At 50.2% G+C, this 13,028-nt stretch carries 9 protein-coding genes; 5 read left to right on the plus strand and 4 right to left on the minus strand.

Features of this window, described 5'->3' with window-relative positions:
• The coding region (locus AC6R0S_RS06920; protein WP_500637511.1) for a GNAT family N-acetyltransferase at positions 1-1,430 on the minus strand (1,430 nt) is incomplete at its 3' end.
• A gap of 302 nt (positions 1,431-1,732) precedes the next feature.
• On the opposite strand from AC6R0S_RS06920, the gene fusA reads away from it, so the two are divergent.
• On the plus strand, positions 1,733-3,751 hold the full coding sequence (gene fusA, locus AC6R0S_RS06925) for an elongation factor G (protein WP_500637512.1): 2,019 nt from the start codon (positions 1,733-1,735) through the stop codon (positions 3,749-3,751).
• 118 nt (positions 3,752-3,869) lie between these two features.
• Here fusA and AC6R0S_RS06930 read toward each other — a convergent pair whose 3' ends face one another.
• Positions 3,870-4,574 (minus strand): TetR/AcrR family transcriptional regulator, encoded by a 705-nt coding sequence (locus AC6R0S_RS06930; protein WP_487901414.1) that lies wholly within the window; start codon positions 4,572-4,574, stop codon positions 3,870-3,872.
• Between the two features lie 184 nt (positions 4,575-4,758).
• Between AC6R0S_RS06930 and AC6R0S_RS06935 the strand changes: the two genes are divergently transcribed.
• The 4 genes from AC6R0S_RS06935 (at position 4,759) to AC6R0S_RS06950 (ending at position 10,820) form a co-directional block, all read left to right on the plus strand.
• A complete protein-coding gene (locus AC6R0S_RS06935; RefSeq protein WP_500637513.1) occupies positions 4,759-5,835 on the plus strand; it encodes an efflux RND transporter periplasmic adaptor subunit in 1,077 nt (358 codons plus the stop codon).
• Positions 5,835-6,890, plus strand: a complete 1,056-nt coding sequence (locus AC6R0S_RS06940) for an efflux RND transporter periplasmic adaptor subunit (RefSeq protein WP_500637514.1) — start codon at positions 5,835-5,837, stop codon at positions 6,888-6,890. The genes AC6R0S_RS06935 and AC6R0S_RS06940 overlap by 1 nt, the downstream gene beginning before the upstream one ends.
• Positions 6,887-9,946 carry an efflux RND transporter permease subunit gene (locus tag AC6R0S_RS06945; protein ID WP_500637515.1) on the plus strand — a complete coding sequence of 1,020 codons (3,060 nt, stop codon included), beginning with the start codon at positions 6,887-6,889 and terminating at the stop codon, positions 9,944-9,946. The genes AC6R0S_RS06940 and AC6R0S_RS06945 overlap by 4 nt, the downstream gene beginning before the upstream one ends.
• A 169-nt stretch (positions 9,947-10,115) precedes the next feature.
• Complete coding sequence (locus AC6R0S_RS06950; protein ID WP_500629471.1) at positions 10,116-10,820, plus strand: aspartate/glutamate racemase family protein; 705 nt, start codon at positions 10,116-10,118, stop codon at positions 10,818-10,820.
• Between the two features lie 58 nt (positions 10,821-10,878).
• On the opposite strand, the gene AC6R0S_RS06955 is transcribed toward AC6R0S_RS06950, so the two are convergent.
• Both AC6R0S_RS06955 and AC6R0S_RS06960 read right to left on the minus strand, forming a co-directional pair.
• Positions 10,879-12,678, minus strand: a complete 1,800-nt coding sequence (locus AC6R0S_RS06955) for a choice-of-anchor I family protein (RefSeq protein ID WP_500637516.1) — start codon at positions 12,676-12,678, stop codon at positions 10,879-10,881.
• A 135-nt stretch (positions 12,679-12,813) separates the two neighbouring features.
• Positions 12,814-12,999, minus strand: a complete 186-nt coding sequence (locus AC6R0S_RS06960) for a hypothetical protein (RefSeq protein WP_500629469.1) — start codon at positions 12,997-12,999, stop codon at positions 12,814-12,816.
• Positions 13,000-13,028 lie beyond the last annotated feature (29 nt).

Raw genomic sequence — 13,028 nt, forward strand, 5'->3', positions numbered from 1 at the left:
ACATCGGCAAAGATGATCATTTCGGTGTTGGCGCTCGCTTCGGTTAAGGTCGCGTCGTGAGGGAAATAGATGTCGGACGGCGAGAAGACCGCAGACTGAGCATATTGAATATCGACATTATCGACCCTTGGCAAGTTGCCGACACTGCCGCCGATGGCGACATAACATTCATTTTCAATTGCCCGAGCTTGAGAGCAGATCCGCACTCGCTGGTAGCCGTTTTTGGTGTCTGTCCAGAAAGGCACAAAGATGATTTGCACGCCTTGTTCGGCCATCATTCGGCCCAGCTCTGGGAATTCACTGTCATAGCAGATCAAAATGCCGACTCGACCCGCATCGGTGTCGAACACTTTCACATTGTCGCCGCCATCAATCACCCAGTCTTTTTGCTCGTGCGGGGTAATGTGGATTTTGTATTGCGCGTCAATGTCGCCATCACGGTGCAGCAGATAGGAGACATTGTAGAGCTGATCGTCTTCCACCACTGGCACACTGCCGGCAATGATATTGATGTTGTACGTGACGGCCATTTGTGAGAAGCGGTTTTTGATCTCTTCACTGAAACTGGCGAGAAAACGAATCGCTTCGACGGAGTTTTGGCCAGTCTGCAAGCCCATTAGCGGGGCATTAAAAAACTCTGGGAACAACGCGAAGTCCGCTTTGTAGTTAGAGAGTGAGCTGACAAAGTACTCGGCCTGGTCCATCAAATCGTCGAGATCGCGCATGGCGCGCATTTGCCACTGAATCACGCCAATGCGGACCAAGGTTTTTTCAATGTCGTGAACAGAGATGATGTCCTCTTCATAGAAGAAGTTGTCCCACTCAAGCAGGGTAGCGTAGCCTTTCGATGCGTCATCTTCAGGCAGATAATTACGCATCAAGCGCTTTACATCAAAATCGTTGGCCAGCTGGAAAGAGAGAATCGGGTCGTGCAGTTTGCGACGTTTGACCTGATCGATGTACTCGGGCACGGTCATTTTGTCGGCGTATTTGTGATAGTTGGGGATGCGTCCCCCCGCCAAAATCGCCTTGAAGTTTTTATTTCGGCACAGTTCTTTGCGCGCGTCATAGAGGCGGCGTCCCAAACGTAGGCCGCGATAATCTGGGTGGACAAATACATCCAGCCCGTACATGGCATCACCCGAGGACTGGTTTTGAATCACGTTTTGCTCGGTAATGATGTCTGTGTAGGTGTGCGGCAGAGAGAAGCGATTGTAATCGACTTTGATCGTCAGCGCGGCGCCAACAATTTTATCGTTATCGACAATACAGATTTGCCCATCAGGAAATTGGTGAATCAGGTCCATGATGGTCATTCGTGGCCATGCGCCACCCACATCGGGAAAGACGAGGTCCATCAGCTCTGCAAGCTGAGGATAATCACCCGATTCAATTGTACGTAAAGAGAGTCTTGGAGTAGTGCTATCCATTTAATCATGTCCTTGTTACCACAACGAAATCAGCATGCCACAAGCGCGAGTTAACATAAACATAACTGATGCAAAAAGTCCCTTTAACGTTTTGAAATAAGTCACATAAAAAATATGGTTATTGCGGCATGCTGAACCAGTATCCCAGTTGAAGTCCCGATGTATTTGCCCTTAGGTGGTCCTATGCAGAGCGTTATTCGAAAACTCACATGGAAGACGATTCGGCGGTAATCCCGCCCACACTCCCACGCCGATGACCCCACTCTAGGGGATATGACCACGTACAGAAGCTAGGAGGCGTTATGCCACTTAATAAGATACGCAATATTGCATTTGTCGGTCAGGCAGGTAGCGGTAAAACCACGCTGATCGAAAAACTGCTCTTCACCTGCGATGCCACCACACATCTTGGCAGCGTTGAAAAAGGCGATACTGTCACTGATTTCGACGCTCAATCGATCCAATATCAACACAGCATTGAAGCGACCCCTGTTACCCTCAGTTGGCAGCAGCACAGACTCAATATTATCGACACCCCAGGACAAGCAGAGCTGCTTGGGCGCACATTCAGTGTCTACCCTGCGGTTGAAACCACGGCGCTAGTGATTGACCCGCAGATGCCCATCAACCAAACCGCTGACCGTCTCTACGCCTTTGCTAAGGCGCAGAAAAAATGTCAGATGATCATCATCAACAAGCTGGATAATCATGGTGATAGGCTTGAGCAAGTGATGGGGATGATCATTGAACATTTCGGTGACTACTGTTTGCCGATTAACCTGCCTTCGCGTGATGGTAAGACGGTCGTCGATTGCTATTTTGAGCCCAACTATGAGCAATCAACACTGCTTACCGATGTCGAAGCGGCGCACGAAACCTTGATTGATCAAGTGATCGAAGTCGATGAAGAGCTGATGGAACTCTACCTTGAGCAAGGTTCAGAGTTGACGGCGGGTCAACTGCATGACCCTTTTGAAGAGGCATTGCGCACCGGGCACGTTATCCCGATCTGTTTTGTTTCTGCCCAAACCGGAGCTGGTGTGGAATTGCTGCTGCGTACGCTCAGTGAAATTATGCCAATGCCAAACGAAGGTAACCCGCCGCTGCTCGTCAAACACGGTAAACAAGTGCGCGTCGATTGTGAGACCTTGTCGCACAGCGTGGCACACGTCTACAAAGTGAGCGTTGATCCTTATATGGGCAAACTGGCCTATTTACGAGTGTTCCAAGGTGAAATTAATGCTGGGAGCCAACTCTTTATAGGCGATGGTAATAAACCGTTCAAAGTTGGGCATCTCTATCAGTTGCAAGGAAAAGAGCGGCGCGAGATTTCAAAAGCGTTAGCAGGGGATTTCTGCGTGCTCGCGAAAGTCGATGAGCTGGAGTTTGATGCGATTGTTCATGACTCTCATGATGAAGATGGCGTGAGCCTAAAAACGCTCGATTTCCCTGACTCTATGTACTCACTGTGCCTCAAACCGACCAAGCGTGGCGACGAGCAGAAACTGGGTGATGTACTGAGCAAAATCGCCTGTGAAGATCCCTCGCTGCGGATTGAGCACCGCGCGCGCACCAATGAGACCATCATCAGTGGTCAAGGCGAGTTCCACCTTAAAGTTGCGCTGGAGAAAATGGAGAGCGTCTACAAGTTAAAAGTGGAAACCAGTCAACCTAGCGTTGAGTACTTTGAAACCATCACCAAGCCAGCGCAAGGCCATTACCGACACAAAAAACAGAGTGGTGGCGCGGGGCAATTTGGTGAGGTAAGTTTGTCGGTTCGACCGCTGCCGCGCGGCGCGGGCTTTGCCTTTGTTAATAAAGTGGTTGGCGGCGCGATTCCTACCTCGTTGATCCCTGCGGTTGAAAAGGGTATCCGTCAAGCGCTAGAAGAGGGTGCGATTTCAGGCAATCCTATTCGTGATATCGAAGTGACTGTGAACGATGGAAAATATCACTCGGTGGACTCCAAAGAGATCGCGTTTGTCATCGCAGGAAAAAAGGCGTTTCTTGATGCGGTCAATCAAGCGGATCCGATTGTGCTTGAGCCTATCGTCCAGATGGAGTTGCAAATTCCTACTCAAAACGTCGGCGATGTGTCGGGCGACCTGTCGGGTAATCGCGGTTTGATTGAGGGGACGGTGCCGATTGACGGTAACTTCACGCGCTTGCAAGCGAAGTCACCGGTTAATGAGCTGCAAGATTACGCGCGCCGTCTACGCGCCCTCACCGGAGGCGAAGGCAGCTTTAGCATGACGCTCAGCCACTACGAGCCAGCGCCGGTTCAAGTGCAGCAGCAGGTATGCCAATCGTCGAACGCCTAAATGGGTGGAGTTTAAGTTGAAACGAGCGCCAACCTGAGTTGGCGCTTTTTTTGATTCTGAAGTTTTGGTTCTGAAGTGAATGCGGTTACCGACAAGCCCTTGGGTTGGCTAGGCGTGATTACTCACACGGCACATCGAAAATCAGCGCTTCCACGCTGGTGGGGTGGAGTATGTCTTGTGGATCCACATGGAACTTACGCGACATCATGGTATTGAACATGCGCCAGTGATTGAGTAAACACTGCTGATAATCACTGGTTTCATCTGCCCAAGTTTCTTTCATAAATGGGGTCAGGCTAGCGGCGCCGTGGGCAAACATCATCATCAGCCACTTCATTTCCAAAATCTTAATGGGTGCCTCAGGGTGCGCTTGGTTGTACTCGGTTTCGAGCGATTTGACGATGTTCTCAATTTCACCACTGTTATCGATAAAGTAATCAAACAGCGCATCTTCTTGGCGCACGGCGTCTGCGATCAGTTGGATCGGTTGCTTGAAGTGCAACATATTTGCCAACAAGTGGACCGCAAAACGATAGAGCTGCACATTCGGCGGTGCCCCTTCGGGCATGTTGTCCAAGATGGCACGCATGTACTTTTCCATGTAACGGTGAAGGCCGTCGCTGATGGCGTACCAAATTTGTTCTTTGCTGCCGAAATGATGGCGGATCAGGCTATGAGACACGCCCGCTTTTTCACTGATATTACGTAGCGACACGCGTTCGTACCCCAGCTCGCAAAACAGCTCAGTGGCGATGTTCATGATTTCACATTTGGTTTGCTCAGCGTCTTGTGCGCTGCGTCTACCTTGTTTTCTTTCTGTCATCGTTTTCTTTCATACATCTGCAACATTGCAGTTTTACCAGATCTTAGTTCAACTTTCATTAAGCGGCGTGACAAACCGAGACACTATAACAAATTTTATATTGTACGTGTGGAAAATAAATATTGATCCCGCCAATAAAACTCATATACTGCACGGGTGTGTAATAAATTGTGATGTGATAATAATGGATACATCGATACAGTCTATGCCTACCTTGGCAAAGCTCGCGCTTGTCGCTGCGGTGAGTTCGTGGATAGCCGGGTGCAATCCCGCTAATTCAGAGGTCACCAACCCCGTGGTCAAACCCGTCAAACTGTTGGAAGTGCCTGATTTGGACAAAAAGCGTTTTGACTCGTTTATTGCCAATATTGATGCCACTGACCGCGCAGAGTTGTCCTTTCAAGTGGCCGGTGAAATTGACACCTTGGCAGTACGCATGGGCAGTGAAGTGAAAAAAGGTCAGGTATTGGCCGAGCTTGATGACACCGATTACCAATTGGCCTACGACGCGAAACTGGCCCAATACCAGTTGGCGAAAACCGCTTACTTGCGCGCCAAACAATTGCACGAGAAGAAGCTCATCAGTGTGGATACGTTTGATCAAAGTGAGACAGAATACAAAGCCGCCTCCGCCGCCCTAGAGCAGGCAAAGACAGATCTTCAATACACGAAGATCGTCGCCCCTTTTGATGGGGTGGTGTCCCTTACGTTCAGCAGAGAGAATCAAGTGGTTGCGGCGAACCAAGTGGTCCTCAATGTCATCAATAACGATGTGCTGGATGTGGTGTTCACCATTCCTGTGAGCTACGCCGAGCGCTATGGTTTGTCTCATATTGGTTCTTCTGACTTTGTGTTAGTGATGGATAGTCACCGTGACGTGATGATTCCTGCCCAATTCAAAGAGATTTCGACCGAGCCAGACAGCGACACCAACAGTTACCGCGCAAGCCTGACATTCACTCGCCCTGAAACGCTTAATTTGCTGCCGGGGATGACGGGTCAGGTGAAATTGCACAACGCGAAGTTGCAAGGTCAGTTTGCTATTGATGACAGTGCCTGGGTGAGTCGTGATCAGCATCATGGTGAGTTATATCGTTTTGATGACCAAACCCAAACGTTGGAAACTGTGCAAGTGATGGTGGATGCGCAAGGCCATATTACCTCGGGCCTTAACCAAGGAGACTTGATTGTGCAAGCCGGAGTGGAACGCTTGATGCCCGGTCAACAAGTCAAAGCGTGGACCAAAGAGGGAGGTATCTGATGAAGTTTTCTCATCTTTCATTGGTAGTGATGGCGGCCAGTCTGACCGCAGCATGCACGCCAGACAATGCGCATCGTCCGCGCCATGATCTGTTGGTAGAGACGTACGAAGTGAACCACTCCGTCGAGAGTCAATTTCGCAATTTCAATGGCCAAGTGATGCCCGCAGAACTGACACCACTCTCTTTTCGTTTAGATGGCGAAATCAGTGCCATGTTGGTGAAAGAGGGTGACAGTGTCACTAAAGGTCAGGTGGTTGCGCTGCTCGATGATTCGAAAGAGAAGCAAGCCTTGATTGATGCTCAAGTTCGCTACGAGTTGGCGCTTAAACAGCAAAAACGCGGTGAGAACCTGCGCCAAGAGAACATGATTTCGAGCGCGGAGCTTGATCAATTGAGCGCCAACTTACAACTGGCGCAGGCAAACTTGGGCTTGGCAAAGGCACAAATGCACTATACACGCTTGAAAGCGCCGTTTGATGGTGTGATTGCGTCGGTTGAGAAGAAGAAGTTTGAAAACGTCACGCCGGGCGAGTCGGTGGTGTCACTGTATCAGTCGGATAATGTCTACGTGAAAATCGAAGTGTCCGATTCTGTGCTCGCCATGCTAAATCCGACCGTGAACGCTAAGCAATATCAACCTGTCGCGACCTTTTCTGGCTTAAGTGGCAGTTATCCGATGCGTTATCTTGAGCACACCAGTGAGCTTCACCCGCAAACACAAACTTACCAATTATGGCTGAGCATGCCCGCGTTGGATCAGCGGTTACTTCCGGGCACCAGCGCCAAAATTTCCGTCGATTTGGTCAAAGCGGGTTTGAGTCAAATCAACGCGTACCAAGTACCGATGACGGCCATTGATGCCGGGCGCGATCAGCAAGCCTTTTATGTCTGGAAACTGGAAGATGGCAAGGCGCATCGCTACGCCATCAATGTGGACCAAATTACAGGACAAGGCGCGCTGGTGGCCAGTGGTATTAAGCAAGGCGATGTATTAATCAACTCCAACCTACGCAAATTACGAGAAGGCATGGACATTTCAGGAGCGCAGCTGTGAGTATTGCCGAATATTCAATCAAGAACAAAGTGATCAGTTGGTTGTTCCTGATCATCTTAGCCGTGGGTGGCTACACCTCTTTCATGGATTTAGGCCGCTTGGAAGACCCGGCTTTTACGATCAAAGACGCCATGATTATCTCCACCTATCCGGGCGCGACCTCACAAGAAGTCGAAGAGGAGCTGACGTATCCGCTGGAGAAAGAGATTCGTCAACTGCCGTATATCGATAAAATCACCTCGACCTCGTCCAATGGCATGTCACAAATCACCGTGAGCATGGAAATGGAATACGGACCGGATGAATTACCGCAAATCTGGGATGAAATGCGTCGCAAGATCAATGATTTAAAACCCAATCTGCCCAGTGGCGTCACTTCTGTTCAGATCATTGATGATTTTGGTGATGTCTACGGCGTCATGTTGATGTTGACCGGTCAGGATTACGACTACATCGAACTGAAACGTTACGCCGATTATTTACGTCGCGAACTGGAGTTGGTGCCTGGGGTGGGCAAAGTCGCGATCAGTGGTGATCAGCAAGAGCAACTGTTTGTTGAGATCTCTTTGGAGCGATTGGCGGCATTGAATCTTGATTTGAACTCCGTGGTGAGCTTGCTCGATCAGCAAAACAGCGTGCAATCGGCGGGCGAAATCATGGTCAATGGTCAAGTGCTGACCATTCGACCGAACGGTTCATTGACCTCTGAACAAGAACTGCAAGATTTGATCATTCATGGCCGAGATACGGGGAATCTGATCCGTCTCAAGGATGTCGCGACCATCAGTCGTGGCATTGAGGAGAAACCGACCAATGTGCTGACCTTCAATGGTGAGCCAGCGATCAACTTAGCCATCTCTTTTGGCGCGGGCGTCAATGTTGTCGAAGTAGGCAAAGCCTTGCAGGCGGAGTTGTCAGCGCTTGAAACCATCAAACCGGCGGGTGTGGATATCCACTATTTCTACAATCAAGCGGCGGAAGTAGAAAAGTCCGTCGATGACTTTATTGTCAGCTTAGGCCAAGCCGTGGCGATTGTGATCGTGGTACTGCTATTTGCGATGGGGCTGCGTAGCGGGTTGATTATTGGCGCTGTGCTGCTGCTGACCGTGCTCGGCACCTTCATTATGATGAAGCAAAATGACGTTGAGTTGCACCGAATTTCGCTAGGGGCACTGATCATTGCGCTCGGTATGCTGGTGGACAACGCTATCGTGGTGGTTGAGGGGATTTTGGTCGGTCTCAAGCGCGGTAAATCTAAGCTTGAAGCGGCCACCGACATTGTCAAACAAACCCAGTGGCCATTGCTTGGTGCGACGGTCATTGCGATTACCGCGTTTGCTCCGATTGGATTGTCCGAAGATGCAACAGGCGAGTTTATGGGTTCTCTATTTTGGGTACTCTGCTATTCGCTGTTCTTAAGTTGGGTGACGGCCTTGACCCTCACGCCATTCTTGGCTGACTTGTTGCTCAAAGAAGCGCCGCAAAGTGACGACAAGGACGCTGACCCATACCAAGGGGTATTGTTTGCCATCTTTGGTGCGAGCCTTAAATTCGCCCTGCGTTTTCGTTGGTTGACTGTCGCCAGCATGATTGGTCTGTTGGTGGTCGCGGTCGGAGGCTTTGGCCTGGTTAAACAGCAGTTTTTCCCACCGTCCAACACGCCGATGTTTTACGTCGATATGTGGATGCCGGAAGGCACCGACATTCGTGAAACCTTGCAAGAGACGCAGAAAGTTGAGCAGTTTATTCGCTCAAAAGAGAACGTCGAGTTTGTCTCGACCACGACGGGTCAAGGCTTGCAACGTTTCGCGTTGACCTACCAGCCTGAGAAAAGCTATGAAGCGTATTCTCAGCTGCAAGTGCGCACCCACGATCGCGAGTCGATGTTCACCTTGCTGGAAGAGTTAGATCAGACTCTGGCTGTGAGTTTCAACAAGCCGACATTCCAGTTTAAGCTGATGGAATTTGGGCCATCGCCTGCTTCAAAAATTGAAGCGCGTATTACCGGCCCAGATCCTCAAGTATTGCGTGATATTGCGCTGCAAGTGGAAGACGTACTGCTCCAAGATGAAGGGGCACGAAATGTGCGTCATGATTGGCGTGAACGCTCCAAGCAGTTGGTGCCGCAGTTCAACGAATCGAAGGCGCGCCGATTAGGTATCTCGAAACAAGACCTTTCCGATACGTTGCAAATGGCATTTGGCGGGAAAGCCATCGGCCTATTGCGGGATGGCACGCATATGCTGCCGATCTTGGCTCGTTTGCCCGAGCAAGAGCGCATTGATTTTGAATCGTTAGCCAATGTCAAAATTTACAGCCCCACGTTGCAAACTTACGTGCCAGTGGAGCAGGTGATTGACGGTGTTGCATTGGATTGGCAAGAGCCGCTCATCCAGCGTCGAGACAGAAAACGCACCTTGACCGTACTCGCCGATCACGATGTGTTGGGTCATGAAACACCGGCCAGCCTTTTTGCCCGCATACAACCGAAAGTGGAAGCACTGCCGTTGCCACAGGGTTATGAGATCTCTTGGGGCGGCGAGTATGAGTCATCAAAAGATGCCCAGCAGGCCTTGTTTGGTTCGTTGCCGATGGGCTACTTATTGATGTTCATCATCACTATGCTGCTGTTTAATTCGCTGCGTAAGCCATTGGTGATCTGGTTTACCGTGCCGCTCTCGATTATCGGGGTGTCGATTGGCTTACTGGCGACGGATATGCCGTTCAGTTTCACCGCGTTTCTTGGGTTACTGAGTTTGAGTGGCATGATTTTGAAAAACGGCATTGTGTTGCTCGACCAAATCAACATAGAACTGTCGGCAGGCAAAGATCCTTATCAAGCGGTGTTTGACAGTGCCATTTCCCGTGTGCGCCCGGTCAGTATGGCGGCATTAACCACCATTCTTGGCATGATTCCACTGGTGTTTGACGCCTTCTTTGGCTCAATGGCTATCACCATTATGGCAGGGCTTGGCTTTGCGACGGTACTCACGTTAATTGTAGTACCGGTACTTTTTGCCCTCTTATATCGAATTAAACCATCCACTGCCGGATAGTGAACCATACCTTGATTCGATAGTTAGGCAGCCCGGGGTTAAGCCGGGCTTTTTTACGCACTTAGAATGGGTTGGCCTGGCATTCGACCAACCCAACGGGTGCTTGCGAGCGATCTATGCCTGCTATAGAGTGGGCTAAGAGCATGATTCGAATTCACAAGGACAGAGTATGAAAACCATAGGCGTGATTGGCGGCATGAGTTGGGAGTCAACGGCAACCTACTACGCGCAGCTCAACCAGGGAGTGAAAGCCGCGCTTGGTGGTTTGCACTCCGCAAAAGTGATTATCCACAGTGTCGACTTTGCACAAATTGAAGCGTTGCAACACCAAGGTGAGTGGGAGGCAACGGGGGGGATATTGGCGCAGGCAGCGCAATCGCTCGAACGTGCTGGCGCCGATTTTTTCATCATAGCGACCAACACGATGCACAAGGTGGCGGAGCAGGTTGAGCGCGCCGTGTCGATTCCTCTCTTACACATTGCCGATGCAACGGGGCGTGCACTTCAGGCGCAAGGTATCGAAAAAGTGGGATTACTCGGCACCGCATTTACGATGGAACAAGCGTTCTACAAACAAAGGTTAACGGATAAATTTGGTATTGAGGTGTTGGTGCCCAACGGCGTGCAGCGCCGATTGGTACATGACGTGATTTATCAAGAGCTCTGCTTGGGAACGCTCAATCCACGCTCGAAAAACGATTATCACACCATTATTGATGAGTTAGCGGCAGCCGGCGCACAAGGGGTGATTCTGGGCTGCACCGAAATAGGATTGTTGGTCAAACAGCAAGACACCTCAGTGGCTTTATTCGACACCGTCGCCATTCACGCGGCAGAAGCGGTGGCAATGGCGCTTGAGGAAGGCTCGCTTTAGACAGCGAATTCTTGAGGCTAAGTAGGCCGTCTGTTACGACGGCCTCAATTGAGCAGAGTTACAAATCAATGTGAAAAATCGAGGTTGTGCCGCTGACTTCATTGCCGACCGCGATAAAGTGCTCGCCAGCTCGAGTGAAATAATGAATCGACTCAGGGCCTAAATCACCGGCTTTAGGGTTGTAGGTCTCGTTGTCACATTCTCCCTCATCGACTTTGGTGCAGACAGGTTGGTTAAAATCACGCGGGTTCACATAGTGAAGGAACATCGCATCGCTAGGGTCCGTGACGTCATACACCATGATACCGCCTTGACGTTCTAAGCCAATAAACGCGTAGTGACGGTCGTTAATCTGAGCCACTTCGATCGCTTCAGGTTCTACGCCCTTATCATCACTGCGGTCGTCTGCACTGTCGTTGTTGTCATTGGTGCTGTTGAAGTGCTCCGGCTGCGTGGCGAAGACAATCTGTGCAAATTGATCGCCACTATCGTAAACGCGTTCGCCTTGCTCATTCCAAATAGAAAACGATCGCGCGCCAAACGCCTCGACAACCTCATCTTTCTGTAACGTCTTGCCTGGGTCGATCACCTTTAATCGTGCGAGCTGCTGATTATCTTTTAACGCGAGAGTCAGAGGATGATCGTCACTCACCTTGAGTTTTTTGCCTCGTGATTCATCGCTATACGCGATACAAAAATCGAATTTTGAACCATAATCAGCGGTGCCAGAGTAATCGTCGCCATCCCATTGGTAGCCCTTGGTATCGCATTGCTGTTGAGTGCTATCGAAACCATACTCGCGGCCATCCCCTTCGTTCGCCGTGATGATATAGCTGACGCCATCGACTGAATAGGTGGCAATGGAGTCGGGCATATAAAGGCCAACCAACTGTGGGTAGGATTGAAAATAACCGAGCCTTTTATCTTTATTTGAAGCATCAAGAGTGGCAGTAGACCATGATTTGCCGCCCAGTCCATAAATGGCCTCAACTCGGCGTGTGGTTACATCAATTTTAGCGAGGGCGTTGTTCTCTTGCAGCGCCACAAATAGCTGACCTTTGTCATCAAAGGCAAGGTATTCCGGCTCGAGATCTTGGGGCACGCTGGCACCCGGAGCGGAGAGTCGAACATCGCTACCCAATTCGTCGTGACGGACGCCACCTTCATTGAAATCGGTAAAGCCAATTTGCGTGACAATCGCATTGTGATAACCCGTTGAAAGGTCGATGAGGGTGACACTGCCTTCTGGATCGACGCTGTAATCGCTGTTGGGTTCTCCCTCGTTGGCGGCCGCGATATATCGACCGTCTTTGGAGAAACTCACCATATCTGGCAGTGCGCCAGCAGGGTAGGTGGTCAGCAGCTCAAACGTATCACCGCGGTAGAGCGCGATGATGCCCGCTTCTTGCTTGATGCTGTTTTCAATCGCGACCGCGATCCACCCCTGATGCGTTGAGACACTATTGGCTGCGCCAATCTCAATGCCTGCGTGTGTCGCCGCTTGCTGAAGATCGAGTTGCGTCTTCAAACTGGGGGCATGATCGTGACTAAGCGTGAGTACATCGACTTTCTTGGCCTGTGCGTTAACAACAAATAGTTGGTCAGTGCAGGCATCGTATTTGACGATTTCAGCGGCCGAGGTGGCAAACGGCGCATCGGCCGCGTATCGACCCACAAGCGTTAAACCTGCAATAGAAGTCTCACTTTGCGAAGGTGCGACAGTTGCTGTACAACTCAGCGCAGGAACAAGCGTACTGTTTTGTTCTGTAGGTGATGAGCAAGCGGAAAGGGCGGTCAACACGCCGGTGATCGCCAATGTACGAAGAGCAAAAGGCGCGGTATGAGATTGAAAAGACAAAGTAAATCCTCCTTGATGAATGTGGCTCTAGTCTAAGGAGGACTTATGAACAAACCGTGTCGCTTTTGTCTCATCAATGTGAAAGAAAAGTTGATATAGACGGATAAACCAAAGAGTGAGAGCGACTTCTAAAAACTAACTTTGTTGTTGAGTAATTAAGTGCACAAGCTCATCTTCGGTAGAGGGGGTTTTGGCAAGCTCCAGCTCGCACTCTGCACCGCCCTTAAGCATGTAGACTCGAGTCGTGCAGTGATCGTGGTGAAACCAACGACCGTCGATACACACGTCTGTATAGCAGCGAGGATCTTTTTTGAGTTCCATATGTTTCGTCCCTGTTTGGTTGTTGTTAC

This window comes from Vibrio sp. R15-SG3-ISO1B (assembly GCF_059833835.1).